This window comes from Pseudonocardia sp. 2-7, from assembly GCF_056341085.1.
In genome coordinates, this window is sequence record NZ_CP094507.1 from 2859317 (window position 1) to 2885544 (window position 26228).

At 74.9% G+C, this 26228-nt stretch carries 25 protein-coding genes; 11 read left to right on the top strand and 14 right to left on the bottom strand.

Annotated features, from left to right (window positions below):
* Positions 1-16: 16 nt before the first annotated feature.
* Positions 17-544 carry a histone-like nucleoid-structuring protein Lsr2 gene (locus tag MTO91_RS13890; RefSeq protein ID WP_405417096.1) on the bottom strand — a complete coding sequence of 176 codons (528 nt, stop codon included), beginning with the start codon at positions 542-544 and terminating at the stop codon, positions 17-19.
* A gap of 356 nt (positions 545-900) precedes the next feature.
* Between MTO91_RS13890 and MTO91_RS13895 the strand changes: the two genes are divergently transcribed.
* A complete protein-coding gene (locus tag MTO91_RS13895; RefSeq protein WP_208825088.1) occupies positions 901-1386 on the top strand; it encodes a GNAT family N-acetyltransferase in 486 nt (161 codons plus the stop codon).
* A 188-nt stretch (positions 1387-1574) separates the two neighbouring features.
* Entirely contained in the window at positions 1575-2054 is a 480-nt protein-coding gene (locus tag MTO91_RS13900) for a hypothetical protein (RefSeq protein ID WP_405417094.1), read from the top strand.
* A 4-nt stretch (positions 2055-2058) separates the two neighbouring features.
* Here MTO91_RS13900 and serA read toward each other — a convergent pair whose 3' ends face one another.
* The gene (gene serA / locus MTO91_RS13905; RefSeq protein ID WP_062395041.1) at positions 2059-3258 is read right to left on the bottom strand and encodes a phosphoglycerate dehydrogenase; all 1200 of its coding nucleotides are present in this window, start codon (positions 3256-3258) and stop codon (positions 2059-2061) included.
* Between the two features lie 160 nt (positions 3259-3418).
* On the opposite strand from serA, the gene MTO91_RS13910 reads away from it, so the two are divergent.
* Complete coding sequence (locus MTO91_RS13910; RefSeq protein WP_476651442.1) at positions 3419-3811, top strand: VOC family protein; 393 nt, start codon at positions 3419-3421, stop codon at positions 3809-3811.
* Between the two features lie 10 nt (positions 3812-3821).
* On the opposite strand, the gene MTO91_RS13915 is transcribed toward MTO91_RS13910, so the two are convergent.
* On the bottom strand, positions 3822-4049 hold the full coding sequence (locus tag MTO91_RS13915) for a DUF3072 domain-containing protein (protein ID WP_226357144.1): 228 nt from the start codon (positions 4047-4049) through the stop codon (positions 3822-3824).
* A gap of 113 nt (positions 4050-4162) precedes the next feature.
* Between MTO91_RS13915 and ligD the strand changes: the two genes are divergently transcribed.
* The 5 genes from ligD to MTO91_RS13940 all read left to right on the top strand — a co-directional run bounded on the left by ligD (position 4163) and on the right by MTO91_RS13940 (position 10723).
* Positions 4163-6121, top strand: a complete 1959-nt coding sequence (gene ligD, locus MTO91_RS13920; protein WP_476651443.1) for a non-homologous end-joining DNA ligase — start codon at positions 4163-4165, stop codon at positions 6119-6121.
* Between the two features lie 5 nt (positions 6122-6126).
* The gene (locus MTO91_RS13925) at positions 6127-6894 is read left to right on the top strand and encodes a glycerophosphodiester phosphodiesterase family protein (RefSeq protein WP_476651445.1); all 768 of its coding nucleotides are present in this window, start codon (positions 6127-6129) and stop codon (positions 6892-6894) included.
* Positions 6895-6957: 63 nt separating this feature from the next.
* Positions 6958-8283 carry an MFS transporter gene (locus MTO91_RS13930; RefSeq protein WP_476651446.1) on the top strand — a complete coding sequence of 442 codons (1326 nt, stop codon included), beginning with the start codon at positions 6958-6960 and terminating at the stop codon, positions 8281-8283.
* Positions 8284-8524: 241 nt separating this feature from the next.
* Positions 8525-8866, top strand: coding sequence for an RNA polymerase-binding protein RbpA (locus tag MTO91_RS13935; protein WP_020627709.1), 342 nt, complete (start codon positions 8525-8527; stop codon positions 8864-8866).
* A gap of 105 nt (positions 8867-8971) precedes the next feature.
* Positions 8972-10723 carry a DUF885 domain-containing protein gene (locus MTO91_RS13940; protein WP_476651448.1) on the top strand — a complete coding sequence of 584 codons (1752 nt, stop codon included), beginning with the start codon at positions 8972-8974 and terminating at the stop codon, positions 10721-10723.
* A 24-nt stretch (positions 10724-10747) separates the two neighbouring features.
* Here the strand turns inward: MTO91_RS13940 and MTO91_RS13945 are convergent, their stop codons facing one another.
* The 5 genes from MTO91_RS13945 to MTO91_RS13965 form a co-directional block, all read right to left on the bottom strand.
* Positions 10748-11524: a polyprenol monophosphomannose synthase gene (locus MTO91_RS13945; protein ID WP_476651450.1), complete on the bottom strand. Its 777-nt coding sequence runs from the start codon at positions 11522-11524 to the stop codon at positions 10748-10750.
* Positions 11525-11724: 200 nt separating this feature from the next.
* The gene (locus MTO91_RS13950; RefSeq protein WP_224402491.1) at positions 11725-12531 is read right to left on the bottom strand and encodes a PIG-L deacetylase family protein; all 807 of its coding nucleotides are present in this window, start codon (positions 12529-12531) and stop codon (positions 11725-11727) included.
* A 267-nt stretch (positions 12532-12798) separates the two neighbouring features.
* Complete coding sequence (locus MTO91_RS13955; protein WP_345650873.1) at positions 12799-12993, bottom strand: PspC domain-containing protein; 195 nt, start codon at positions 12991-12993, stop codon at positions 12799-12801.
* A 115-nt stretch (positions 12994-13108) separates the two neighbouring features.
* Complete coding sequence (locus MTO91_RS13960; RefSeq protein ID WP_346107429.1) at positions 13109-14236, bottom strand: M24 family metallopeptidase; 1128 nt, start codon at positions 14234-14236, stop codon at positions 13109-13111.
* A 129-nt stretch (positions 14237-14365) separates the two neighbouring features.
* Entirely contained in the window at positions 14366-15217 is an 852-nt protein-coding gene (locus tag MTO91_RS13965; protein ID WP_374231367.1) for a GAF and ANTAR domain-containing protein, read from the bottom strand.
* A gap of 71 nt (positions 15218-15288) precedes the next feature.
* Here MTO91_RS13965 and MTO91_RS13970 point away from each other — a divergent pair, with 71 nt between their 5' ends.
* The gene (locus tag MTO91_RS13970; RefSeq protein ID WP_476651452.1) at positions 15289-16254 is read left to right on the top strand and encodes a 5'-3' exonuclease; all 966 of its coding nucleotides are present in this window, start codon (positions 15289-15291) and stop codon (positions 16252-16254) included.
* A complete protein-coding gene (locus MTO91_RS13975; RefSeq protein ID WP_476651454.1) occupies positions 16251-17588 on the top strand; it encodes a M20 family metallopeptidase in 1338 nt (445 codons plus the stop codon). The genes MTO91_RS13970 and MTO91_RS13975 overlap by 4 nt, the downstream gene beginning before the upstream one ends.
* Positions 17589-17597: 9 nt before the next feature.
* Here MTO91_RS13975 and MTO91_RS13980 read toward each other — a convergent pair whose 3' ends face one another.
* Positions 17598-18194 (bottom strand): helix-turn-helix domain-containing protein, encoded by a 597-nt coding sequence (locus MTO91_RS13980; RefSeq protein WP_304580074.1) that lies wholly within the window; start codon positions 18192-18194, stop codon positions 17598-17600.
* Between the two features lie 66 nt (positions 18195-18260).
* Between MTO91_RS13980 and MTO91_RS13985 the strand changes: the two genes are divergently transcribed.
* The gene (locus MTO91_RS13985; RefSeq protein WP_476651455.1) at positions 18261-19034 is read left to right on the top strand and encodes an SAM-dependent methyltransferase; all 774 of its coding nucleotides are present in this window, start codon (positions 18261-18263) and stop codon (positions 19032-19034) included.
* Positions 19035-19059: 25 nt separating this feature from the next.
* Here MTO91_RS13985 and MTO91_RS13990 read toward each other — a convergent pair whose 3' ends face one another.
* The 5 genes from MTO91_RS13990 to tatC all read right to left on the bottom strand — a co-directional run bounded on the left by MTO91_RS13990 (position 19060) and on the right by tatC (position 26197).
* Positions 19060-20325: a GNAT family N-acetyltransferase gene (locus MTO91_RS13990; RefSeq protein WP_476651456.1), complete on the bottom strand. Its 1266-nt coding sequence runs from the start codon at positions 20323-20325 to the stop codon at positions 19060-19062.
* Between the two features lie 68 nt (positions 20326-20393).
* On the bottom strand, positions 20394-21275 hold the full coding sequence (locus tag MTO91_RS13995; protein WP_476651457.1) for a DUF4333 domain-containing protein: 882 nt from the start codon (positions 21273-21275) through the stop codon (positions 20394-20396).
* Positions 21276-21357: 82 nt separating this feature from the next.
* The gene (locus MTO91_RS14000; RefSeq protein ID WP_337831541.1) at positions 21358-24264 is read right to left on the bottom strand and encodes a DEAD/DEAH box helicase; all 2907 of its coding nucleotides are present in this window, start codon (positions 24262-24264) and stop codon (positions 21358-21360) included.
* Positions 24265-24337: 73 nt separating this feature from the next.
* Positions 24338-25084 carry a UMP kinase gene (pyrH, locus tag MTO91_RS14005; RefSeq protein WP_405417073.1) on the bottom strand — a complete coding sequence of 249 codons (747 nt, stop codon included), beginning with the start codon at positions 25082-25084 and terminating at the stop codon, positions 24338-24340.
* 102 nt (positions 25085-25186) lie between these two features.
* Complete coding sequence (tatC, locus tag MTO91_RS14010; RefSeq protein ID WP_405421815.1) at positions 25187-26197, bottom strand: twin-arginine translocase subunit TatC; 1011 nt, start codon at positions 26195-26197, stop codon at positions 25187-25189.
* Between the last annotated feature and the right edge of the window lie 31 nt (positions 26198-26228).

Genomic DNA, 26228 nt, shown 5'->3' on the forward strand with positions numbered 1-26228 from the left:
GGCCCGGGGAACGGGGTCAGCCGCTGAACTCGACCGCGGGAGCCGCGGAGGACTGCCTGCGCTCCGCGGGCCCCTCGTCCCCGGTCTCGCGGTCCGGGACGGCCCGGGCTGCCGGCACGGCCTCGGCGGCGGGCTCGTCGGTGACCGGGCCCTGCGGCGTGTCGCCCGCGGCGTCGCCGTCCTGGGCGCGGCGGTGGGCCTCGACGACCTCGGACGGGATACGGCCCCGCTCGGACAGCGTCCAGCCGTTCTCCCGGGCCCAGGCCCGCACCGCGCGGTTGTGCTCGCGGGTCGCGGTGTCCGAGCCGTCCGCACCGCTGCGCCCGGCCGACGGCGCGGACACGCCCGCGTTGCGTCCGGTGCGCGGGGACCCCGCGGCACGCGCGACCCCGACGAACGGGGCGAGCGCGTCCCGCAGCGCCGCGGCGTTGTCCGCGGTCAGGTCGATCTCGAACCGGCGGCCGTCGAGCCCGAAATCGACGGTCTCGTCGGCGTCGCCGCCGGTGATGTCGTCGACCAGCCGGATCGTCTCGACCTTCGCCACTGCAGTTCCTCCCGGTTCGCCGCCCCGGATTCACCCGGGATCTCCGGAAGCATAACGATGGAGGTCCTCCTAATCGTGGGCGCCCGGCCGGGCGGAACGGCGGAACTCCCGCGCCCGGACCACACTCGGCCTGGTCGGACGCACCTCACGGAGCGTTCCGATCAGGACGGCGAGGCCGATCAGGACAATGACCAGCAGTACTGCGACGACTGCGCTCACGGTGTTCTCCTCGCCGGTCGGTACGCGGCCACCCGCCGCCGGTGAAAGTGCGATGTACCGACGATAGGAGCGTGCCGAATGGGTCGGCGCGGTATTTGAGCAATTCTTGAGCCGTGCCCGCCGGGGGAGGGTCCAGGATGGAGCACGTGCAGATCGACGTCGACGACCTGTCCGGAGCGCAGATCCGGCGGTTCCTGGCAGGGCACCTCTCCGACATGCGCGCCCAGGGGCCGCCGGAGAGCACACACGCGCTCGACCTCGACGGACTCCGCGGGCCCGGTGTGACCGTCTGGGCCGCCCGCGACGACGACGGCACCCTCCTCGGCTGCGGCGCGCTGAGCGAGCTGGCGGCCGGGTCGGTGCCCGAGCACCCGGCAGCGGAGATCAAGTCCATGCGGACGGCCGAGCGGGCCCGCGGTCGCGGCGTCGGCGCCGCGGTGCTGACCCGGCTGCTCGACGCGGCACGCGGGCGGGGGCACCGGGCGGTGTACCTGGAGACGGGCGCGGGGGAGTACTGGGCCCCGGCGCGGCGGCTCTACGAGCGCTTCGGCTTCGCCGTCTGCCCGCCGTTCGCCGACTACCCGGTCGATCCGCTGAGCGTGCACTACCGACGACTCGTGTGATCCGGCGATCATGTGATCCCGCTCTCGCCCGGATGCCACACGTGATCTAGAATGCTCTACGAGCCGTAGAACACGGTGCCGACGCCGGACCGTTCGAGGGTCCTCCCACCCGGGCGTCGGGCCCCACCGCGCCGCCTCAGCGCCGGAGGTCCGTCCCGGGACGCGGGGACGGAAATGAGGCCACGGGGATGACGGTCGAAGCCGGTCTGGTCAACGCCGACCTGCGCCGCAAGCGGTCGGTGGACCTGGCACAGCTGATCCACGAGCAGCACGGGGGACCCGTGACGGCGCTGCGCGAGGGCCTGCTGACCTACCCCTACCCGCACCCGGTGGCCGACTGGCACCGCGCGCGGACCGTCGTCCCGGCGATGCGGGGGACCGGTGAGCTGACGCTGGTGGCCTCGACCGCACCGGACCGGAGCTCCCCGGCGACCGGCGTGGGGATCTGGGAGCTCGCCGTCACCGGGTCGGAGCCGCTGGCGCGCGGCGAGGCCGAGGGGTGGGCGCGAGCACTGTTCGGGTACCGCTGCGCGCCGCTGGTGTACCGGCGCCGGACGGGCGGGCTGTTCCGCCGCCCGACCGGCGTCGAGTTCGTCGTCTTCCACGGGGTGCACGGCCCGATGCATCCCTCCGACGTCGAGGAGTACGGCGCGAACGCCTGCGCCTGAGCGCTCAGAGCCGGTAGGACCGCAGCCAGACGGTCTGGGCGGCCCGACGGAGCGCCGAGAGCACGTCCTCGGGCAGGACCTGGTCGGTGTCGGTCAGGACATAGCCGAGGTCGCCGCCGGTGGACAGCGACTGCCCGACGACGTTGACGCCGGCGTCGGCCAGCAGCCGGTTGATGTCGGCGAGCACACCGGGGGTGCTGGTGTGCAGGTAGGCGGTCCGGAACACCCCGGGCGGGTTCGGGGCGCCGACGTTGGGCAGGTTCACCGACAGGGGAGTGGCACCGAGCTGCACGAAGTCGAGCATCTTGCGCGAGACGAAGGTGCCGATGCCCTCCTGCGCCTCCTGGGTCGACCCGCCGATGTGCGGGGTCAGGATGACGTTGTCCAGGCCGCGCAGGGGTGAGTCGAACTCGTCGCCCTGGGCCTTGGGCTCGACCGGGAACACGTCGACGGCGGCGCCCGCGAGGTGCCCGGACAGGATGTTGTCCCGCAGGGCGTGCTCGTCGGTGACCATGCCGCGCGAGGCGTTGATGAACATCGAGCGGGGCTTCATCCGGGCGAACTGCTCGGCGCCGAACAGGCCGGCGTTGCCGGGGCGGCCGTCGACGTGGATGGAGACGACGTCGGACTCGGCCAGCAGCGCGTCCAGGCTCGGCATCCGCCGGGCGTTGCCGTGGGCGAGCCGGTCGGCGGTGTCGTAGAACACGACCTGCAGGCCGATGGCCTCGGCCATGTTGGACAGCTGGGTGCCGATGTTGCCGTAGCCGACGATGCCCAGGGTGCGGCCGCGGAACTCGTGCGCGCCCTTGGCGGACTTGTCCCAGACGCCCTCGTGCATCCGCTGGGTCTTCTCGGTCAGCCGCCGCGCCAGCACGACGATTTCACCGATGACCAGCTCGACGACGCTGCGCGTGTTCGAGTACGGCGCGTTGAACACGGCGATGCCGCGCTCGGCGGCCGCGGTGAGGTCGACCTGGTTGGTGCCGATGCAGAAGCAGCCGACGGCCAGCAGGTCCTTGGCGGCGTCGAGCACCTCGGCGGTGATCGTGGTGTTGGAGCGGATGCCGAGCAGCTGCACACCGGCGAGCGCGTCGTGCAGCTCGTCGCCGCTGAGCGACCCGGGCCGGGTCTCGACCTCGAAGCCGTCGCGTCGGAACGCCTCGGCGGCGCCGGGGTGGATGTTTTCGAGCAGCAGGACCTTCACGCGTCCAACCTAGGACGCCGGGAGGTCTCGGAGGCACCGGGGCCGGGTGATCCTTGCGGCATGACGCCGTTCGGGGGGTAGGAGGGTCACCTCGGTGCGCAGGCCCGCACCGCTCGAACTGTCATAACGTGCATTATCGGCTCGACGCTAAGGTGGATCGATGACCACCGCCATCCATCATGTCGAGCTGTGGCCCCGAGACCTCACCGGGACGGCGCCGTCGTTCCACTGGCTGCTCACAGAGCTCGACTGGACCCTGCGTGACGACGGCTGGGACCGCGGCCGGATCTGGACCCACCCCTCGGGCGTGTACGTGGTCCTGGAACAGTCGCCGGCCGTCCACGGCGTGCACGACCGGACGCGTCCGGGTCTGAACCATCTGGCCCTGGCCGTGTCCGGCCGCGCCCGGCTCGACGCGCTGCGCGCGGACTGCGCCGCGCACGGGTGGTCCGAGCTGTTCGCCGGGGCCTACCCGCATGCCGGCGGCCCGGACCACACCGCGCTGTTCGCGGAGAACGCCGAGGGCTTCGAGGTGGAACTCGTCGCGCCCTGACCGGACCGGCTCAGTTGCCGCGGCCGGTCGCGTCCTGCAGCTCGTCGATCCGCTTCGAGGCCTCGGCCTTGGTCAGCTTGTCCAGGTCCTCCGGGGCGTCCTGCCCGGCCTGCTGCAGCAGCGTCTCCAGGTAGGAACGCTGCGGGCCGGTCATCGGCTCGTCGCCGGTCGTCCAGTCCGCGGGGTCCTTCTCGGCCGTCCCGGGGTCGACGGCGTCGGTGCTGTGGTCGTTGGTCATGGGTCGAACGTATATTCGACCGGCACTCCCCGCACGTCGAGCCGTCCCGGCCCCACCGGAACTGTCATAACGACGACCCGGTCGGTGTCGGTGCCGGTCACTACGCTGCCGCTGTGCCCCTCGACGAGTACCGCCGCCGGCGCGACGCACGGCGCACGCCCGAGCCGGTGCCCGAGCACGACGCCGGGCCGCCGGGCACCGTCGGCGACCGGTTCGTCGTCCAGGAGCACCATGCGACGGCGCTGCACTGGGACCTGCGGCTCGAACGCGACGGCGTCCTGGCGTCGTGGGCGGTCCCCAAGGGACTGCCCGAGGACTCCGAGACCGTCCGGATGGCCGTCCGGACCGAGGACCACCCGCTGGAGTACCTCGAGTTCTCCGGGGAGATCCCGCGCGGCGAGTACGGCGGCGGCGGGATGGCGATCTGGGACCACGGCCGCTACGACACCGAGAAGTGGAACGACCGCGAGATCGCGTTCGTCCTGCACGGCGGGCGCGTCCGCGGCCGCTTCGTGCTGCTGCACCGCAGCTCCGGCGGGCGGAAGGACAACTGGCTGCTGCGCCGCACCCGGGACCAGCCCGACGGCATGGACGCCGGGGGTGAGCCGCTCCCCCACGACGTCGTCCTGGCCGTCCCGCGCCCCGCCGACCGGCTGCCCACCGGGGACGGCTGGACGGTCCGCCCGGTCTTCGGTGGCCACCGGGTGCTGGTGCGGGTGGACGGCGGCCGGCTCTCCCTGCGCCCCGTGGACGACGACGGCCGGGCCGGGGAGCCGTTCGACCCGCCGGGTGCGCTGCGGGGCCTGGGGCCCGCCCTGGGCGCCGGGGGGCACCTGCTCGACGCCGAGCTGACCGGCCGCGGCGAGTTGTGGGTGGCCGACGTCCTGCACACCGGCGGCCGCGACGTCCGGGCGCTGCCCGCCGAGGAGCGTCGCGCGCTGCTGGAGGAGCTGCCGCTGGACGGGCCGCACCGGCGGGCGGCGCCGTCGTACCCGAACGCGGGCGCCCGGCTGCTCGACGCGGTGCGCGACCAGGGCCTGCCCGGGGTGGTCGCCGTCCGGGCAGGATCCGGGTACCCCGAGGGCGCGGGCGACGACTGGCGGGAGGTCCGGGTGGACGGGGCGAGCCGGAGGACGGCACAGCGCGGGGCCGCGCGACGGGAGGGGTACGGGCGGGCGTCGCTGTCCAACCCGGACAAGGTGCTCTACCCCGCCACCGGCACGACCAAGGCCGACGTGCTGGGGCACTACCTGGCCGTCGCCGAGGTGATGGTGCCGCACCTCGACGCCCGGCCGGCGACGCTCAAGCGCTGGCCGGACGGGGTGGAGGGGTCGTCGTTCTTCGAGAAGAACGTGGCCCGGCACGCGCCGGGCTGGCTGCGCACCGCCCGCGTCGGGACGCCCGGCGGCCGGTCGGAGTCCGCGGACTTCGCGGTTCTCGCCGACGCCGAGGGACTGGCCTGGGCGGCGAACCTGGCCGCGCTGGAGCTGCACGTGCCGCAGTGGCGCCTGGGCCCGCGCGACGGACGCCACCCGCCGGACCGCGTGGTGTTCGACCTGGACCCGGGCGAGGGCACGACGATCGTGGAGTGCTGCCGGGTGGCGCTGTGGGTGCGGGACCTGCTCGACGAGCACGGACTCGTGGCGTACCCGTCGACGTCGGGCGGCAAGGGGATGCAGCTCTACCTGCCGGCGCGGGTCACCGCTCCGGAGCGGACCAGTGGGTTCGCCCGCGAGGTGGCCGAGCGGCTGGCCGAGGAGCACCGGCGCGAGGTGATCGCGGTGATGACCCGGGCCCGTCGGCGCGGCAAGGTCTTCGTCGACTGGAGTCAGAACAACACCGCCAAGACCACCATCGCCTCGTACTCGCTGCGCGGCCGCGAGCGACCCACCGTCGCGACCCCGGTGACGTGGGCGGAGGTCGAGGGCTGCCGCGAGCCCGCGGACCTGGTGTTCACCCTCGACGACCTGCCGGCCCGGCTGGACACGCACGGCGACCTCATGCGTCCCCTGATCGACACCGAGGGTTTCCGGCTCCCCCGTGGTGGCGTGATCGGGCAGGTGCCAGGCTGACCGCCGTGCACCACCCGTACCTCGACGGTCCGCACCCCCGCGCCTACGCCCACCGTGGCTGGCACATCGGCGAGCTGGCAGGTTGCGAGAACACCGTCGCCGCGTTCACCGCCGCCGCCGACCACGGTCTGCGCTACGTCGAGATGGACGTGCACGCCAGCGCCGACGGGGTGCCGTTCGTGCACCACGACCCGACGCTGGACCGCACCACCGACGGCACCGGCCGGATCGACGCGCGCCCCGCCGCGGAGCTCGACACCGTGCGGATCACGGGGACACAACGCACCGAGCCGCTGCCGCGGCTGGCCGAGGTGCTCGACGCGGTCCCCGGCGTGCGGGTGACGATCGAGCTGAAGTCGGCCGAGGTCGTCGCGCCGACGTTGGCGGTGCTCGACGCCGCCGACGCCTGGGACCGGGTGTGCCTGGGCTCGTTCTCCACCCGCTGGCTGGGCGTCGCCCGGAGGCTGGCCGGGCCGAGGCTGTGCACGTCGATGGGGCAGGCCGAGGTGGTGGCGCTGCGGGCCCGCGCGTGGGGCGTCCCGGGCCGGCTGCTGCCGGCGTCGGCGGGGGTGTTCGCGCAGGTCCCGCCGATGTTCGGGCTGATCCCGGTGGCGTCGGACCGCCGGTTCGTCGAGGCGGCGCACCGGGCCGGGCACGAGGTGCACGTGTGGACGGTGGACGAGACCGAGCAGATGCGACGGCTGCTGGCCCTCGGGGTGGACGGGTTGCTGTCCGACCGGCCGGACCGGCTGCTCGACGTCGTCGGGAGCTGACCGGGTGGGCGCCTGCGTAGATGATCGGAGGCCGGGTCCCGCGGGCGTCGATACGCTCGCGCCGTGACCGCCTCGACCGCTCCGACCGCAGAGCCGGCCCCGCCCCGCCGATCCCGGCTGTGGGCCTGGGGGCTCTGGGACTGGGGCTCCTCGGGGTTCCAGCACATCGCGCTGACCTTCGTGTTCTCGGTGTACCTGACCGACGCCGTCGGGGCGGACCTGCCGGGCTCGGTCAGTGCGAACAGCTGGCTGGCGTGGTCGACCGCGGCCGCCGGGGTGCTGATCGCACTGATGGCGCCGGTGGTCGGGCAGAGCGCGGACCGCACGGGGCGGCGACTGCGGGCGACCGGGGTGTGGACGGCGCTGGTCGTGCTCTGCATGGCCGGGATGTTCTTCGTCCGCGACGACTGGTCCTACCTGTGGCTCGGTCTGCTGCTGCTGGCGCTGGCGTCGATCTTCGTCGAGCTGGCGTACGTGTCGTACTACGCGCTGATGGCGCAGGTGTCGACGCCGACGACGGTCGGGCGGGTGTCGGGCTTCGGCTGGTCGCTGGGCTACATCGGCGGGATCGTGCTGCTGCTCGGGGTGTACGCGTTCCTGCTGTCCGGTGACGGCGGCTTGCTCGGTGTCCCCACCGCCGACGGTCTGGACGTGCGGATCGCGGTGCTGGTGGCGGCGGTGTGGTTCGCGGTGTTCGCCGCGCCGATGTTCCTCCTGCTGCCCGAGACTCCACCGGTGGCGCCGGACGCACCGAAGCTGGGCGTGGTCGGCTCCTACCGCAGACTGGTGGCCGACCTGCGCGCGCTCTACCGGGCCAGCCCGCACACGGTGTACTTCCTCGGGGCGAGCGCGCTGTACCGGGACGGCCTCAACGCGGTCTTCGCCTTCGGCGGGGTCCTGGCGGTGACGGTGTACGGGCTGGAGCCGGGCCAGGTGCTGATCTTCGGTGTGGCGATCAACGTGGTCGCGGCGCTGGGCTGTGTGATGGGCGGCCGGCTGGACGACCGGCTGGGGCCCAAGGCCGTCGTGGTGGGGTCGCTCGCCGGGAGTGTGGCGGTGGGTGTGATCCTGCTGTTCGTGTCCGGGCCGACCATGTTCTGGATCTTCGGGCTGGTGCTGGGGCTGTTCGTGGGGCCGGCGCAGGCGTCGTCGCGGTCGTACCTGCTGCGGGTGTGCCCGGCGCAGCAGGAGGGCCAGCTGTTCGGTCTGTACGCGACGACCGGGCGCGCGGTGTCGTTCCTGGCGCCGGCGCTCATCGGCCTGTTCACCTACGTGTTCGGCTCGGACCGGGCCGGGACGATCGGGATCGTGCTGGTCCTGGCGGCGGGACTGGTCGCATTGCTGCCGGTGCGCTCCCCCGACCGTGCACCGGTCCGGTCGGCTGTATGAACACTCGTCGACACCCGGGTGGGCACCGTCACACATGGCTGACACGTCACATCGGAGTGTGTAACGGGCGGCGATAGGGAACACTGGTCAATCGGGCGCAGAGCGGGTTACCGCGAGGTAACTCGAGCGGGTCTGTTCTGCCCTGCCGCCGGAATACCGTAGCTCCACGTACGTTACACCCGGTGGCGAAGACGTAACCGTCGAGGTGCTCCCTCGACATCGCGCTACAGGAGGGTGACGCATGGCCGACCGCGTTCTGCGTGGCAGCCGGCTCGGGGCTGTCAGCTACGAGACGGACCGCAACCACGACCTGGCGCCGCGGCAGATGGTCCGTTATGTGTCCGAGTCCGGCTACGAGTTCCAGGTGCCGTTCGCGAACGACGCCGAGGCTCCCGCGACGTGGGAGTCCCCGCAGGGCGGCGTCGGTCGTCGGGTGGACGGGACCGAGCCGGAGCAGAAGAAGCAGAAGCCGCCGCGTACGCACTGGGACATGCTGCTCGAGCGCCGGTCGATCGCCGAGCTCGAGGAGCTGCTCGACGAGCGCCTGGAGCTGCTGCGCGAGCGGCGCGCCGAGATCGCCTGATCCCGGCCGCACCGCAGGCACACACCGGACCACCACCCGGTGACCACGGAGCCCGGATCCCTCAGGGGGTCCGGGCTCCGTCGCGTGCGGGCATGATGACCGGTGATGAACGATCAGCAGACCGGCACCGCCAGCCCCTCCCGCCCCGCCCGAGCGGTCCGCGACCTCGCCGACGACCACGTCCGGCGCCTCGCCGAGCTCGACCCGGTCCTCGCCGGCGACCTCGGCTGGACCGAGCGGCAGGACGAGCTGCCCGACCTCTCCCCCGACGGCACCGCCGCGCTCGTCGCCGCCTGCCGGGAGACCCTGGAGCGGCTGGACACCACCACGGGCGCCCGGCAGCCCGCGGACCCCGACGAGCGTCGCTGCGCGCGGCTGCTGCGTGAGCGTCTCGGCGCCCAGCTCGACCACCTGACCTCCGGGGAGCCGTTGCGTGCGGTGCAGGAGCTGTTCGGACCGCTGGCGACCCTGCGGACCGCGTTCACCCTCATGCCCGTCGACGGCGACGAGGACTGGGCCACCGTGGCCGCGCGGATGGCGCGGGTCCCCGAGGCACTCGCCGGGTACCGGGCGTCGCTGGCCGAGGGCCGCCGTCGCGGGCTGTTCGCCGCGCCGCGCCAGGTGGTGCGGGTGACCGAGCAGATCGACGCCTGGAACGGCGACGCGGGCGGCCGTGGCTGGTTCGCCGGGTTCGCCGCGGACGCCTCCGTCGGTGACGCCGTGCGCGCCGACCTGGACCGCGGTGCGCGGGAGGCGACGGCGGCGCTGGGCGAGCTGCGGGACTGGCTGGCCGCGGAGTACCTGCCGGCCGCGGAGGGGACCCCGGTCGGCGTGGGCCCCGACCGGTACCGGATCGCGAACCGGTTCTGGAACGGCGCCGACATCGACACCGTCGAGGTCTACGAGTGGGGCTGGTCGGAGTTCCGCCGGATCCGTGAGGAGATGGCCGTCGAGGCCGCGCGGATCGTGCCCGGCGGCAGCGTGCGCGAGGCGATGGAGTTCCTGGAGACCGACGGGGGCTCGACCGGGGTCGTCGTGGGCGGGGAGGCCGCCCGGGCGCACCTGCAGAAGATCATGGACGACACGATCGCCGAGCTCGACGGCGTCCACTTCGACCTGTCCGGCCGGCTGCGGGAGGTCGAGTCCCGGCTGGCGCCGGCGGGCAGTGCGGCGGCGCCGTACTACACACCGCCGGCGCTGGACTTCTCGCGGCCGGGCCGGACCTGGCTGCCCGCGAGCGAGGACGACCGCTACCCGCTCTGGGACCTGATCAGCACCTGGTACCACGAGGGCGTCCCGGGCCACCACCTGCAGCTGGCGTCGTGGGCGGTGCGCAGCCGGGAGCTGTCGACGTTCCAGACGTCGCTGGTGGGTGCGGTGAGCGCGGACGTGGAGGGCTGGGCGCTCTACGCGGAGCGGCTGATGGACGAGCTGGGCCACCACTCCGACCCGGGGTCGCGGCTGGGCTACCTCAACGCCCAGATGCTGCGCGCGGTGCGTGTGGTGATCGATCTGGGGATGCACCTGTCGCTGCCGGTACCCGACGACTCCCCGGTCGGTGCCGGTCAGCGGTGGACCCCGGAGCTGGGGCGGGAGTTCTTCGGCCGGCACGTCGGCGGCGGGGACGCGATGGCCGACTCGGAGCTGCTGCGCTACCTCGGCGGACCGGCCCAGGCGATCGGCTACAAGCTGGGCGAGCGGGCCTGGCTGACCGGGCGGGAGCGGGCCCGGGCCGCGCACGCCGCCCGCGGGGAGGAGTTCGACCTCGCCGCGTGGCACGCCGCCGCGCTCGCGCAGGGCACGCTGGGTCTCGACGACCTGGTGCCGGAGCTGGCGGCCCTGCCGGCGCGCGCCTGAGCGCACCCGGGGGCGCCGCGCGGCTCAGCCGTGTGCGGCGCCCTCGGTGACCGGCCCCGCGGGGCGCTGGGGAGTGTCGCGGCCGAGCCGGTGCGACAGGCCCCAGCAGGTGACCCGCCACAGCGCCTCGGCGACGATGCCGCCGCTCATCTTGGACGCACCGCGCTCGCGCTCGGTGAAGGTGATCGGGACCTCGCTGACCCGGAACCCGGCCTGCAGGGCCCGCCAGGCCATGTCCACCTGGAAGCAGTAGCCCTGGGAGGCGACCGAGTCCAGCTGCAGCTGCTCGAGCACGGTGCGCCGGTAGACGCGGTAGCCGCCGGTGATGTCGCGCAGCGGCACGCCGAGTGCGAGGCGGGAGTAGAGATTGCCGCCGCGGGAGAGGAGCTCGCGGTGCCATGGCCAGTTCACGACGCGCCCGCCGGGCACGTAGCGGGAGCCGAGGACGACGTCGGCGTCGGTCAGGGCGGCGAGCAGCGCGGGGAGGTCCTCGGGGGCGTGCGAGCCGTCGGCGTCCATCTCGACGACGACCTGGTGCTCGCCGGTCAGCGCGTGCCGGAAGCCGTCGAGGTAGGCGGCGCCGAGGCCGTCCTTGCCGGAGCGGTGCAGGACGCGGACCCGCTCGTCGGCGGCGGCGAGGGCGTCGGCGAGCTCTCCGGTGCCGTCGGGGCTGGCGTCGTCGACGACGAGGACGTCGGCGTCGGGCAGCGCGGCGTGCAGCCGCGCGACGGCGGGACCGAGGTTCTCCCGCTCGTCGTAGGTGGGAACCACGACCAGGACCGGGCCCGGCGGTTCGACCATGCTCGTCCTCTCCCCCGCCCGATCGGTGTCGACCGGGCGACCCTACCCGTACCGACCGCACCTGCTCGGTCACCGCTCGTCGTGCTGCGGCGGAGCGCGGTCGTGCGGACAGCGTAGTGGAGCGCCGCGACCGCCCGACGCGGCGGCATCGGACGCGGGACCGGGCCCGGGGCGGGAACCGGCGCGGGACGGGGCGGCGGTCAGCGGGTCCCGGCGAGCAGATGGGCGTTGCCCAGCGCCTCCAGGACACCGCCGCGGGCCCGGCCGCCGGTGTTCTCGCCGGGGAGGAACCACTCGTAGCCGTAGGCGGCGGCGAAGCCCGCCTCGTCGACCGCGTCCGGGGCGATCTGGCTGGCGTGGGCGAGCATCGCGGCCCGCTTCACGGCGAGCTCGGCCGGGCCGCCCCCGACGGCGACGGCGATCTCGGCGGTGACCCGGCCGTAGCCGACGCCGGCGGCGTGCGCGGCGCCGTGGACGAGGTGCCGGTCACGCGCGGCCAGCGCGAGGTGCTCGCGGTCGACGGTCATCCGGTAGCCGTGGGCGCCGGTGAGCGAGCAGGCGATGGCGCCCGCGGCGTGTGCGGCGCGGTGGTCGGGATGGCCGTAGATGCCGGCGTCGTCGTCGTGCAGGACGGTGCCCGCGCCCTCGGCGTCGACGATCTCAGCGACGGCGCGGCCGAGCGCGACGGGGTCGGCGGCGGCGAGGGCGCGCGGATGGCGCAGGCCGGGGCCGCCGGGCAGGCCGGAGTCGCGGTGCCCGAGCAGCACCAGGCGGTGCACGCCGAGCAGGGCGGCGGCGTCGGTGAGCTCGCGGCGGCGGCGGTCGGGGACGGTCTCGCCGGGTTCCAGGGGGAGGCGGGACTCGCCGAGGTCGCCGCCGGTGGCCATGACGAGCACGACGCGGGCGCCCGCGTCGGCAAGACGGCGCAGGGTCAGGCCGGTGAAGATCGACTCGTCGTCGGGGTGGGCGTGCAGGGCCAGGACGGTCTGGCCGGAGAGGGTGTGCACCTGGTGATCGCTTCGCGTGCGGGGCCGGGGCGGCCGGTACGGACACGGGTCCGGAGCGGGTCGGTACCCGGGCGGCGCGAGCGGTCCACGGACGGTGAGCCGGGACGGCAGTGTCAGCCGCGCGGGGACGGACCCCGACGACAGCGACACACGGCGGCGCGCACGGGGCGCGCGGCGGCGGCGGTCGTCGGCTCGATCACGCGGGAGATGATGGCAGGGCCGCCGTCACGGGTCCACACCGGGCCCCCGCGACGGCGCTCACACCGGTCAGACGGTGCTCCTCGGCATGATCAGCCAGAGCGCCAGGTAGATGACGAACTGCGGGCCGGGCAGCAGGCAGGACAGCACGAACAGGAACCGCACGGTGTTGCGACCCATCCCGAAACGGTCGGCCAGCCCGGCGCAGACCCCGGCGATCACCTTCCCGTTGCGGGGACGGACGAGACGCTGGGTCACGGGCATGTTCACGGGGTGCTCCTTCGTGGTGCGGGTGGGACCTCCCCCACCCTGGCACCACCGGGGCCCGGCGCGCTCGGGGAACACCCGGAGGGTGACCCCGAACGCGCCCCGGGGGTCGTTACAGGACGACGAGGTCGCGGGCGGTGGTGTTGAGCCGCTCCACGCCGTCGGCGGTGACGACGACGATGTCCTCGATCCGGGCGCCCCACTTGCCGGCCTGGTAGATGCCGGGCTCGATCGAGAAGGTCATGCCCTCGGTCAGGACGAGGTCGTTGCCGCCGACGATGTAGGGCTCCTCGTGCACGTCGAGGCCGATGCCGTGCCCGGTGCGGTGGATGAAGTGCTCACCGTGCCCGGCGGCGGCGATGTGCTCGCGGGCGGCGGCGTCGATGTCGGCGGCGGTGGCACCGGGCCGGACGGCGGCGACGGCGCGCTCCTGGGCCTCCTGCAGCACCGCGTAGGTCTCCTTGACGTCCGGGCCGGGCTCGCCGCCGACGGCGTAGGTGCGGGTGCAGTCGGAGTTGTAGCCGCCGGGCAGCGGTCCGCCGATGTCGATGACGACGACGTCGCCGGCCTCGATCACGCGGTCGGAGACGTCGTGGTGCGGGCTGGCGCCGTTGGGGCCGGAGCCGACGATGACGAACGCGGCCTCGGTGTGGCCCTCGGCGATGATCGCGGCGGTGATGTCGGCGCCGACCTCGGCCTCGGTGCGGCCGGGGCGCAGGAACTCGCCCATCCGCCGGTGCACCCGGTCGATGGCGGCGCCGGCCTCGCGCAGGCGGTCGATCTCGGCCGGGTCCTTGCGCATGCGGAGCTCGCGCAGCACGGTGCCGCCGAGGTACTGCGGGACGTCGGGGAAGGCGTGGCGCAGGCCGAGGACGTGGCGGGCGGGCATGTCGTCGTCGACCGACATCCGGGTGGGGCCGCCGGCGAGGTCGCTGACCAGCAGGTACGGGTCCTCGCCGTCGGTCCAGGTGACCAGGTCGATGCCGAGCGCCTCCAGCGGCACACCGGCGAACCCGGGCGCCTCCAGCGACGGGACGACGAGCGCGGGCGGCGCCCGGTGCCCGGCGGCCGGGACGATCAGGCAGGTCAGGCGCTCGTGCGAGGACCCGTCGAACCCGGTCAGGTAGCGCAGGTCGGTTCCCGGGGTCAGGAACAGCACGTCGGTGCCCTGCTCGGCGGCGTGCTCACCGGCACGGCGCAGCCGGTCGGCGAGCAGCTCGGTGGGGACGGCATCGGTCATGACCGTGAGCGTAGGCGGGCACGGGGGGTACACGACCGCCACCCGGAGCACCGCGGCGTGGGCCGGGCGGAAGCCGGTGGGCGTCCGGACGCGCTGCGTGACCCGACGCCTGCGGAGCCGGAGGGCGGGTCAGTCGGTGTCGAGCGCGGTGGGGTGCGCGGTGACGGTCCCGGCGAGCTCGACGAGCTTGACGTTGAGGTCCTGGGAGGTGCGTCGGAGCACGTCGAAGGCCTCCTCGGCGGTGAGCCCGCGGCGCGCCATCAGGATGCCCTTGGCCTGGCCGATCACGTCGCGCGAGGCGATCGCCTGGCGCAGCTGGGTCTCCTGGAGCCCGGCGTCGGACACGGCGACGCAGGTGGCCAGGGCCAGCGACGCGTGCGTGGCGAGCAGCATCAGGCGGTCGCGGTCGGCGGAGGTGAACGCCCGGCGGTCGGTGGCGTAGACGTTGAGCGCGCCGGGCAGCCGCGGCGGCTCGGCGTCGGGGATCAGCGAGACCGCCAGCACCGAGTGGAACCCGTGCCCGACGGCGGCGTGGGCGAAGTCGCTCCAGCGGCTCTCGGCGGCGAGGTCGTCGGAGAACGCCAGCGCGGGACCGTCGGCGCGGGCGGCCTCGACACAGGGGCCGCAGCCGCTGGTGTACTGGGCCTCGTCGATCGAGGAGGCGGCGGGGTCGGTCTCGACCGGGGTGTGGAAGCGGCCGTCGTCGTCGCGGAGGGTGACGCTGACCATGTCCGCGCCGGGCACGACCCGGCGGACCGCGGCGACGACCCGGGCGAGGACGTCGGCGACCGAGCCGGAGGCGAGCAGGGCGCCGGTGAGGGCGGCGAACTCGCGGGCGAGCGGGCCGGTGTCGGCCAGGGCGTCCTCGGCGGGGCCACCGCGCTGCTCGGTGACGACGAACAGATCCCGCTCGGCGGTCCAGTCGTCGCGCCCGGTGACCGCAGCAGGTCCGCTGTTCGTGGTGGTTCCGCTGTTCTCCACACCGGGCATTCTGCACGGTCCGCGCGGGTCCGGCGCCCACCCGGGTACGGCGGCGGTGCCAGACTCGCGGCATGAGTGAGCGCCCGCTGATGCTGCTGGACTCCGCGAGCATGTACTTCCGTGCCTACTTCGGCGTGCCGGAGAGCGTCACCGCCCCGGACGGGACGCCGGTGAACGCGGTGCGCGGGTTCACCGACATGATCGCGCGGCTGGTCACCGAGCACCGCCCGGTGCGGCTGGTGGCCTGCCTCGACCTGGACTGGCGGCCGGCGTTCCGGGTGGACGCGCTGCCGTCGTACAAGGCGCACCGGGTGGAGGCGGGCCGGGCCGGCGACGAGGTGCCGGCCGGGGTGCCCGAGGAGGTGCCGGACACCCTCGCCCCGCAGGTGCCGCTGATCATGGAGGTGCTGGCCGCGGCGGGGATCGCGACCGGCGGGGCCGTGGGCTGCGAGGCCGACGACGTGATCGGGACCCTGGCCCACCGGGAGGCCTCCGACCCGGTGCTGGGGGTGTCCGGGGACCGGGACCTCATGCAGATCGTGCGCGACGCCCCCCCGGTGCGGCTGCTGTACATCGGCCGCGGGCTGAACAAGGCCGAGAACCTGGGCCCGGACGACGTCGCCGAGAAGTTCGGGGTGCCCCGGGAGCGGGCGGGCGCGGCGTACGCGGAGATGGCGATGCTGCGCGGGGACCCCTCCGACGGGCTGCCCGGGGTGCCCGGGGTCGGGGCGAAGACCGCGGCGACGCTGGTGGGCCGGTTCGGCTCGTGGGCGGAGCTGCTGGCCGCGGTCGGCGACGGCGACACCCGGATCGGGGCGGGGCCGCGGGCGAAGCTGGCGGCGGCGCGGGACTACCTCGACGTCGTCGAGCCGGTGGTGCGGGTGCGGACCGACGCCGAGGTCGACCTGAGCCGCGACGACGTGCTCCCGGCGTCGTTCGCCGACCCGGACCGGCTCGACGAGCTGGCACGGAGGTGGGGTCTGGAGTCCTCGGTCGGGCGGCTGCGGAAGGCCCTGGACGCGGCGGCGGCGCCGTGACCTGCCCGGACCACGGGCTGCCGGTCCCGCCGTCGTCGGCGTACGACGAGGTCGTGGCCCGGGAGACCGCGGTGCGCGCGGCGGCGGCCGGGCCGATCACCTCCCCCCACGACGGCGCCCCCGCCGCGGTGCGGGAGGCGGTGGCGACCGCGGTCGAGGAGCTGCGGGACGAGCTGCTGGCGCTCTCGCACGACCTGCACGCCCACCCGGAGACCGCGTTGTCCGAGCACCGCTCGGTCGCCGCGGTGGCCGCGCTGCCGGCCGGGCACGGGGTCGACGCCGCCGTCGGCGTGCACGGGCTGGACACGGCGCTGCGGGCGACGCTCGGCTCCGGGGACGGCCCGGCGGTCGCGGTGCTCGCCGAGTACGACGCGCTGCCCGGCATCGGGCACGCCTGCGGGCACAACGTGATCTGCTCGGCGGCGGTGGGCGCGTTCCTGGCGCTGGCGCGGGTGCTCGCCGCGCACCCGGTGGGCGGCACCGTGGTGCTGCTCGGCACGCCGGCGGAGGAGGGCGGGGGCGGGAAGGAGACGATGGCCCGCGACGGTGCCTTCGACGGCGTCGACGCCGCGGTGATGCTGCACCCGTTCGCCCACGACATCGCCGACCACCCGTTCCTGGGGCGCCGTCAGCTGGAGGTGACCTACCACGGGGTCGCCGCGCACGCCTCGGCCCAGCCGCACCGGGGCCGCAACGCCCTGGACGCGGTCGTCCTGGGCTACCAGGGGATCGCGATGCTGCGCCAGCACATCCCCGACTCCGACCGGGTGCACGGCGTCGTCGTCGACGGCGGGCAGGCACCCAACGTCGTGCCGGAGCGGGCGGCGGCGCGCTACTACCTGCGCTCGCAGCGCCCGGAGACGTTGCGGGACCTGACCACGCGGGTGGAGGCGATCGCCGTCGCGGCGGCGGCGATGACCGGCTGCGGCCACACCCTGGAGTGGGACCCGCGCCCGCCGTACCTGCCGATCCGCCACAACCGGACCCTCGCCGCGCGCTGGGCGGTGCACCAGGCCGGGCGGGGGCGCACGGTGTACCCGCGCGGGGTGGTGCCGGAGACCGAGACCGGGTCGACCGACCTGGGCAACGTCTCGTTGCGGGTGCCGTCGATCCATCCGATGATCGCGATCGCGGAGCCGGGCACCGCGCTGCACACCACCGGGTTCGCCGAGGCCGCCGCGAGCGCGGCCGGGGACCGCGCGGTGCTCGACGGCGCCGCCGGGCTGGCGGCGGTGGTGGCCGACCTGCTGTACGACGAGGCGCTGCGCGGGGCGGTCGCGGCGGAGTTCGCCGAGGCGGGCGGCCCGGTGGACGTGCCCGCGTTCTTCGACTGAGGCTCAGCCTCAGTTGCCTGCGGTGCGGCGCTCCCGCGGCGCGGCGCGGGTGTGGATCTTCTCGCCCTGCGGGCCGAACAGACTGAGGAGCTCGACGGCGCGGTCGCGGTCGGCGGAGCCGAACCAGTGCGGGACGTGGGTGTCGAACTCGGCGGCCTCCCCGGCGCCGAGCACGACGTCGTGCCCGCCGAGGACCAGGCGCAGCCTGCCGTCGAGGACGTAGAGCCACTCGTAGCCCTCGTGCACCCGCGGGTCGGGCTCGTCGCCGCGGAACGGGATGAGCATCTTGAACGCCTGCAGCCCGCCGGGGCGCTCGGTCAGCGGGACGACGGTCATCCCGTTGGCCCGGCGCGGCCGCAGCCGCACCCGCGGGTCGCCGACCGGTGGGGCGGCGACGAGCTCGTCGAGCGGCACCTGGTGGGCGGCCGCGATCGGGAGCAGCAGCTCCAGGGTCGGACGGCGCCCGCCGGACTCGAGGCGCGACAGCGTGCTCACCGAGATGCCGGTGGCCTCCGACAGGTCGGCCAGGGTCATGCCGTGCGCGGTGCGCAGCCCGGCCAGCCGGGGGCCGACGCCGGCCAGGGTGTCCGCGATCGCCTCGTCCACACCGGCAGTTTGCCATCCTGGCAACGATGTTTGCCAGTCTCGCGCGGAGGCGCGCAGGGTGGTGCCATGACCTCCTCTCCCGCAGACCCGTTCGGTGCCGCGTCCGAGCGCCGGGTCGCCGCGCTCGTCGCGGACGACCGGGTGCACGGACTCGCCACCGGCATCACCACCGCCGCTGCGCCCACCACACCGACCACATCCACCGGAGGAGCCACCGTGACCGAGGACCGCTGGTCCGCGGCGTTCTGGGACGCCCACTACGACACCCGTCCGCAGATCTGGAGCGGCGACGCCAACGCCGCCCTCGTCGCCGAGGCCGCGGACCTGCCGCCCGGGCGGGCGCTCGACGTCGGCTGCGGGGAGGGCGGCGACGCGGTGTGGCTCGCCGCGCGGGGCTGGCGGGTGGACGCCGTCGACGTCTCCCCCGTCGCGGTGGAGCGGGCCCGGGCCGCCGTCGAGCGGGCCGGGTGGGCCGACGCGGTCACCCTCACCGCCGCCGACCTGCGCTCCGCCCCGCCCGCCGCGGGCGTCTACGACCTGGTCAACGCCCAGTTCCTGCACCTGCCCCCGGACGTGCGCCGCCCGCTGTACGCCGCGCTCGCCGACGCCGTCGCCCCCGGCGGGACGCTGCTGCTGGTGCTGCACCACCCGCGCGACCTGGCCGCCGGGATCCCGCGCCCGCCGGAGCCGGAGCTGTTCCCCGACGAGCACGAGCTCGCCGGTGCGCTCGACCCGGACCGGTGGGAGGTGCTGGTCGCCGACGCGCGGCCGGTGACGCTGCCCGACGGCAGCACGGTGACCGGCCACGACGCGGTCGTCCGGGCCCGCCGCCGGGCCTGAGCGTCCGCGTCGCCGGCGGGGACGCTCAGAAGAACGTGCCGCACCACGGCGCCGGTCCGGGCACCGCGAACAGCGCGTCCGCCCGGGCCCGGGCGCCGGGGGTGTGCTCGCGCCAGCGGCCCGCCGCCACCAGCGACGACGGCGACCGGTCGCCGAGGAACGCCGCCGCCAGCGCGTCGACGGTGCACTCCAGGTCGGGATCGGTGCCGGCGGCGGGCTCGGCGGCGCCGTCGGCGAGACGCCAGGTGCCGGTGTCGCCGAGGAACGCGTCGTGCACCCGCAGCACGACCGGTCCGCCGGGGCCCCAGGCGCGGGCCCGCAGCGCGGCATCCGGATCGAGCAGGCGCAGCCACAGGTCGTCGCCGCGGCCGGTGACCCGGTGGGCCCGGGAGTCGGCCAGCACCAGATCGAGGTCCTCGTCGAGGGGACGTGCCCAGCTCGTCACCGCGCCGGCCAGGTCGAGGCCGGTCAGGAACCGCCACAGCCCGGCGGTCGCGGAGGGCCCGGCGGCCCAGAGCTGCTGCAGCCGGACCTCGTCCGTGCCGCCGGTGGCCAGGTCGCCCTCCGCGACACCCCACACCACGAACCCGTCGTCGACGCCGTCGGTGCCGGTGTGCACCGCCACGCCCTTGTACTCGCCGGCGGGCGGGCCCGCGGGGCGCAGCGCCCGCCGCCACCAGCGCGCGGAGCGGGTCATCCCGCCCGGGCGGTCCGCGGCGAGGCGCTCCTGCAGGCCGGGCAGCAGCCCGGTCGCCTCGTCGGGGTCGAGCATCCGCACCGTGCCCCCGGCCGGGGCCTCCGGGCGCCACGCGGCCCCCGCCGTGACGCGGACCTGGTCGGCGCGGGAGGCGACGCCGTAGCCGTAGCGACCGTAGATGCCGGCCTCCGACGCGCGGAGCACCGCGGCGACGTCGCCGCGGTCGCGGGCCGCGGTCAGCTGGGCGCGCATGAGCGCGGTCAGGCGCCCGGCGCGGGTCCGGTCGGGTCGCACCCCGACGCCGCTGACCGCGGCGGCGGGGACCCGGGCCCCGCCGGGCAGGGTCAGCCGGGTCGGGAAGGAGTACGCCGACCCGACCACCGCACCGGAGGGGTCGACGACGCCGAGCCAGTGCTCGTCGGGGGCCTGCCCGTGGGCCTCCCACGCGTCGTCGGTGATCGGGCCGTGGTGCAGGGTGCCCAGGAACAGGTCGAACGCGCGGCGCCGGTCGGCGGGGTCGGTCAGGGTCCGGACCGGGTGGGGGGCGACGGCCGGCGGGGCGGGGTACGGGGCGAACGGGTCATCGGGGCTCACATCCGACGAGCCTCGCGTCCGCGCGCCCCGCGCGCCAGCCGATTACCCGGCCCGCCACCGCGGCCCGGTCAGACCCGCCCGACCTGATAGTCGCCCTGGTCGCTGGTCACGACGACGGGGACCTCCACCTGCTCGCCGTCGACGACGGCCTGGCAGGTGAACTGCGTGCCGGCCGATACCTCGACGTCCTCCGGGCAGGCGATCGCGCCGACCTGCAGGCCGTAGTCCTGGGTGAGGACCTGGTTGACCCCGGCCTGCAGCGCGGTGCGGTCGAGCCGGTCGCTGCCGAGCACGCCCGCCCAGAACAGCGCGCCGACCACGAGTGCGGCCACCACCACGGCGCCGATCCCGGCCAGGACGTAGCGCCGCGTCCGCGACGGGGAGCGGACCGCGTCCCGGGAGACCCAGGGCTCGTCCTCGCCGGGGCCGGGGTTCTGCCATCCGCCCGGCCCGGACCCGCCGTCGGCCGGGACGGCCGCGGTGGTCTGCGCGTCGGCCCAGGGCGACCCGGGCGACGACGCGGGGACGGCGTCGGTGGGCGCTCCGGTCTCGGCGGCCCGGCGACGGGCGCGGCGCCCCGTCGGGACGGCCCATCCGCCGTCGGTGCCGGTGTCGGGGCCGGCCTCGTCGCCCCACAGCGGCTCGCCGCGGGCCGGGTCCCCGGCGCCCCCGTCGTGGGCGGCCCAGCCGCCGGTGTCGCCGCTGTGGCGTCCGCCCGCGGGCGGGACGGCGTCCCAGCCGCCGGTGCCCTGCGCGGGTGCGCCGCCGGCGTCGTGGGCGGCGTCGGGGGCGGCCCAGCCGTCACGGTCGTCGCGGTCGGGGGACCAGGCTCCGGTGGTCTCGGGGTCGGCGCCCCACCCGCCGGGCGGTGGCGTGCCCCAGGCGGGGATCTCCCCGGTCCGCTCCGCGGCATCCTCGGGATGCCGGTCCGGTCCCTGCGGGTTGTTCATCGCCTACTCGTCCGCCCGTCTCTCTCGTCGTGCCGTCGTGACAGCTGGTGCTGCTCGTGACTGCCGGTGCTGTTCGTGACTGCTACTGCATACCGGCCGCGACCACGCCGCGCCGGACCGCACCGGAGGCCCGGTGGGCCGCCTTCCCGACCGCGCTCGACCGCCCGGCGACCCCGGCGATCTGGTCGAGCAGGTCGAGGACCTGCCGGGTCCAGCGTACGAAGTCGCCCGCGGACAGCTCGTGCCCGTTCCGTTCGGCGGCCTCCAGGACCTGTGCCAGGGACTCGCCGCGGGCCCACCGGTGCATCGGCCAGGCGAAGGCCAGGTCGGGTGCGCGGGTGCGTTCGGCCTTGTGCCGGCGCTGGTCGGCGTCGAGCTCCTCCCACAGCCGAACGGTCCGCTCCAGCGCGTCGGACACCGGGCCGGTGGGCAGCCGCGGCATCGGTGCGTCGTCGCGGCGGGACTCGTAGACCAGCGCCGAGACCACCGCGGCCAGCTCGTCGGGCTCCAGGCCGTCCCACGCGCCGTGCCGCAGGCACTCGGCGGCCAGCAGGTCCGACTCGCCCCACAGCCGGGCGAGGACCCGGCCGTGCGCGGTGATCTCCTCCTCGCCGGGCTCGGTCTCCCCGGCCGGGACGAGGTAGCCGCGCTCGGCGAGCAGCGCCCGGATCCGGTCGAACGCCCGGGCCAGCGAGTGCGTCGTGGCCCGCACCTTCTGCCGCAGCGTCTCGGTCTCCCGCTCCAGCCTCGCGTGCCGCTCCGCCCAGCGGGCGTGCGCCTCGCGGTCGTCGCAGCCGTGGCAGGGGTGCGCGCGCAGGGCCCGGCGCAGTGTCGACAGCTCCGGGTCGTCCTGCACCCCGGGCCGGCGACGACGCCCGAGGGCGCGCCCCTCCCCCAGCCGGGAGGCACGCAGCGAGGAGGCCAGGTCCCGGCGGACCTGCGGGGACCGGTGCTCGACCCGCTTCGGCAGCTTGATCCGGCCCAGCACCTCCACCGCGTCCGGGAAGTCCGCCGCCGACAACCGTCCCGCCCAGCGGTCCTCGGTGCACACCAGCGGCCGGACCTCGGCGTCGCGGCCCGCGGCCGACACCGCCCCGATCCCCGGGTCGAGCACCACGGCGATCCCGGCGCGCTTGCCCGAGGGCACCGCGATCACGTCGCCGGGGCGCAGCTCGCGCAGCGACTCCGAGGCCTCGTCGCGGGCGGCGACGGTGTTCTGGCGGCGCAGCGACTTCTCCCGGTCGGCGATGCGCCTGCGCAGGTCGGCGTACTCGGCGAAGTCGCCGAGGTGGCAGCTCATCGCCTCCCGGTAGCCGTCCAGGGCCTCGGTGTTGCGGTCGATCCGCCGGGCCAGCCCGACCACCGAGCGGTCCGCCTGGAACTGCCCGAAGGAGCGTTCCAGCAGCTCGCGGGCGGCGTCGGTGCCCAGGCGCCCGACCAGGTTGACCGACATGTTGTAGACCGGCCGGAACGAGCTGCGCAGCGGGTAGGTGCGGGTGGAGGCCAGCCCGCCGACCTGCTCCGGGTCCATGCCGGGTGCCCACAGCACGACGGCGTGGCCCTCGACGTCGATCCCGCGCCGCCCGGCACGCCCGGTGAGCTGGGTGTACTCGCCGGGGGTGAGGTCGACGTGGGCCTCGCCGTTGTACTTGACCAGCCGCTCCAGCACGACGGTGCGGGCGGGCATGTTGATGCCCAGCGCCAGGGTCTCGGTGGCGAACACACAGCGCACCAGGCCGGCGACGAACAGCTCCTCGACGGTCTCCTTGAACGCCGGCAGCAGCCCGGCGTGGTGGGCGGCGACGCCGCGTTCGAGGGCCTCGCGCCACTCCCAGTACCCGAGCACGCCGAGGTCGGCCTGCGGCAGGTCGCCGGTGTGCTTCTCGACGATCCGGCGGATCTCGTCGACCTCCTCGGGCACGGTCAGGCGCACCCCGGCCCGCACGCACTGGCCGACCGCGGCGTCGCAGCCGGCGCGGGAGAAGACGAACGTGATCGCGGGCAGCAGCCCCTCGCGGTCGAGCCGGTCGATCACCTGCACCCGCGACGGCGGCCGGAACCCACCGCGCGACGGCCCGCCCCCGCGCGGCCCCCGCCCGACGACGGCCGTGGAGTCGGTCTTCCCGCCCCGGGTGCGGCCGCGCTGCGGACCACCCCGGCCGCGCGGCCCGCGGTCGCCCGCCCGGTCCGAGCCGCGTGAGGTGGTGAAGTCCCGCCGCGCCATCTCGCGGGTGTAGCGGACCAGCTCCGGGTCGACGACGACCTCACCGGGCCCGCCGGGGGTGCTCCGCTCACCGAACATGTCGAACAGCCGGTTCCCGACCATCATGTGCTGCCACAGCGGCACCGGGCGGTGCTCGTCGACCACCACGCGGGTGTCACCGCGGACCTCGACCAGCCAGTCGCCGAACTCCTCGGCGTTGCTGACCGTGGCCGAGAGCCCGACGACCGCGACGTGCTCGGGCAGCTGGAGGATGACCTCCTCCCAGACCGCGCCGCGGAACCGGTCGGCCAGGTAGTGGATCTCGTCCATCACCACGTAGCCGAGGTGGTCCAGCCGCCGGTTCGCCGCCTTGTCGGAGTCGGCGTAGATCATGTTGCGCAGCACCTCGGTGGTCATCACGACCACCTGGGCGTCACCGTTCACCGCGGTGTCACCGGTGAGCAGGCCGACCGCGTCCGCGCCGTAGCGGGCGACCAGGTCGGCGTACTTCTGGTTGGACAGCGCCTTGATCGGCGTGGTGTAGAAGCACTTGCGGCCCTCGGACAGGGCCAGGTGCACGGCGAACTCGCCCGCGACGGTCTTGCCGGCGCCGGTGGGCGCACAGAGCAGGACGCCGTGGCCGTCCTCCAGGGCCTCGCACGCCTCGCGCTGGAACGGGTCCAGGTCGAAGGGCATCAGACCGGTGAACTCGGCCAGCCGCGGATAGGCGGCGCGGGCCTTCGCCGCCGCGTACGCGGCGGCCGGGTCGGCGGCGGAACCATTCACGGCCCCAGGCTGTCACACGGCACCGACACCCTGCTCCGTCACAGGGTGAGCCGGGCCACGTGGCACCGCCGGCCTACTCCGGGTGGGCGAACTCCGCCTCGACGATGTCAGGGTTGATCTCCGTGCCGTGGTGCTCACCGCGGCAGATCGCGGCCATCAGGCCGTCCTTCTCGATGTCGAACACGTGCAGCGGCAGGCCGTGGTCGCGGGCCAGGATGAACGCGGTCTGGTCCATCACGGCCAGCCGGCGCGACAGGACCTCGTCGTAGGGCAGGCGCTCGTAGCGGCGCGCGTCGGGGTTGGTGCGCGGGTCGGTGTCGTAGACGCCGTCGGTGCCGTGCTTGGCCACCAGCAGCGCGTCCGCGCCGATCTCCAGGGCGCGCTGCACGCTCGGGTAGTCGGTGGTGATGAACGGCTGCCCGTTGCCGCCGGAGAAGATCAGGATCGCGTCCTTCTCCAGGTGCCGCTTGGCGCGCAGCCGCAGGAACGGCTCGGCGACGGCGTTGATCGGGATCGCCGTCATGACGCGGACGTTCTCCTCACCGCCCGCGGAGAGCTTGCCGCGCAGCAGGAGACCGTTGATCACGGTGCCGAGCATGCCGATGTTGTCGGCCTCGACGCGGTCGATCCCCCAGGTCTCGGAGCGGTTGCCGCGGAACACGTTCCCGCCGCCGACGACGACCGCGACCTGCACCCCCAGCGCACGCATCTGCCGGATCTGGTCGGCGAGGTGGGACAGGGCGTGCGCGGAGAACCCGAAGCCGTCGGCACCGGCCATCGCCTGTCCGCTGAGCTTGATGACCACCCGGTTGTACTTCATCTGTCCCGACCCGCTCCTCAGTGCCGCCCGACCCGATCCGGGGGGCAAGCCTACGGAGCCGTGCCGGACGGGGCCGCGGGGGGATCCGCGGCACCGCCCCGGTCAGGTGATGTCGTCGTAGCGGGGCGGCCCGGGCACGGTCCCGTTCGTCCCGGCACCCCCGGTGCGGCCGTTCCCCGCACCCGCGGTGCCGCCGTCCGGGGCAACGACGGGTGCCCGGGTGGTCGACACCGGCGCGGGGGGTTCGATCCGGGACGGCTCGATCCGGGACGGCCCCTCGATCGGCGACGGCGTGGTGTCCAGCGGCGAGGGCTCGTCCGGGTCCAGGGAGTCCCAGCCCTCGGCGGCGCGACGGCGGGCCCGGCGCCGGTCGGTGATCCGGCAGACCTGGATGGCGCCCTCGAACAGCAGGGTCAGCGCGAACGCCAGCGCCAGCATCGAGATCGGGTCCTGGCCGGGCGTGGCGATCGCGGCGAAGCAGAACAGCCCGAAGATCAGCCCGCGCCGGGAGCGGCGGAGCACGTCGTAGGACACGACCCCGGCCGCGTTGAGCGCGACGACCAGCAGCGGGATCAGGAAGCTGACCCCGAAGATGACGATCAGGTTCACGACCAGCGAGAAGTACGACGTGCCGGTCAGCGCCGTCGTCTGGATCTCGCTACCGATGGTCAGCAGGAAGCCGAGCGCCTGCGGGATGATCAGGTAGGCCAGCACCGCGCCGGCGACGAACAGCACCGCGGCCACCGAGACGAAGCCCAGCGCGTAGCGGCGCTCCTTCTTCAGCAGGCCCGGGGTGATGAAGCCCCACAGCTGGTAGAGCCAGATCGGGCAGGCCAGGATCACCCCGGCCGTCGCCCCGACCTTCAGGCGCAGCATGAACTGGTCGAACGGGGTGGTGCCGAGCAGGGTGCAGGCGTTCGGGTCGGCCGTCAGCGACGCGCGCGCCGAGGGCGGCAGCGAGCAGTACGGCTCCTTGAGCAGCTCACCCAGGCTCGGGAAACCGAAGAACGAGACCTCGAACCAGATGTAGCCGAACACCGTCGTCACCACGATCGCGGCGAGCGAGATGCCGAGCCGGTTGCGCAGCTCGTAGAGGTGCTCGATCAGGGTCATGGTCCCGTCGGGGTTCAGCCTGCGCTTCCGA

Coding starts and splice junctions, on each gene's coding strand:
- MTO91_RS13970 (WP_476651452.1), top strand. CDS start 15,289: ATGAGTGAGCGCCCGCTGATGCTGCTGGACTCCGCGAGCATGTACTTC.
- tatC (WP_405421815.1), bottom strand. CDS start 26,197: ATGACCCTGATCGAGCACCTCTACGAGCTGCGCAACCGGCTCGGCATC.
- MTO91_RS13955 (WP_345650873.1), bottom strand. CDS start 12,993: ATGCCCGTGACCCAGCGTCTCGTCCGTCCCCGCAACGGGAAGGTGATC.
- MTO91_RS13995 (WP_476651457.1), bottom strand. CDS start 21,275: ATGAACAACCCGCAGGGACCGGACCGGCATCCCGAGGATGCCGCGGAG.
- pyrH (WP_405417073.1), bottom strand. CDS start 25,084: ATGAAGTACAACCGGGTGGTCATCAAGCTCAGCGGACAGGCGATGGCC.
- MTO91_RS13940 (WP_476651448.1), top strand. CDS start 8,972: ATGAACGATCAGCAGACCGGCACCGCCAGCCCCTCCCGCCCCGCCCGA.
- MTO91_RS13895 (WP_208825088.1), top strand. CDS start 901: ATGGAGCACGTGCAGATCGACGTCGACGACCTGTCCGGAGCGCAGATC.
- MTO91_RS13910 (WP_476651442.1), top strand. CDS start 3,419: ATGACCACCGCCATCCATCATGTCGAGCTGTGGCCCCGAGACCTCACC.
- MTO91_RS13915 (WP_226357144.1), bottom strand. CDS start 4,049: ATGACCAACGACCACAGCACCGACGCCGTCGACCCCGGGACGGCCGAG.
- MTO91_RS13960 (WP_346107429.1), bottom strand. CDS start 14,236: ATGACCGATGCCGTCCCCACCGAGCTGCTCGCCGACCGGCTGCGCCGT.
- MTO91_RS13935 (WP_020627709.1), top strand. CDS start 8,525: ATGGCCGACCGCGTTCTGCGTGGCAGCCGGCTCGGGGCTGTCAGCTAC.
- MTO91_RS13985 (WP_476651455.1), top strand. CDS start 18,261: ATGACCTCCTCTCCCGCAGACCCGTTCGGTGCCGCGTCCGAGCGCCGG.
- MTO91_RS13900 (WP_405417094.1), top strand. CDS start 1,575: ATGACGGTCGAAGCCGGTCTGGTCAACGCCGACCTGCGCCGCAAGCGG.
- MTO91_RS13945 (WP_476651450.1), bottom strand. CDS start 11,524: ATGGTCGAACCGCCGGGCCCGGTCCTGGTCGTGGTTCCCACCTACGAC.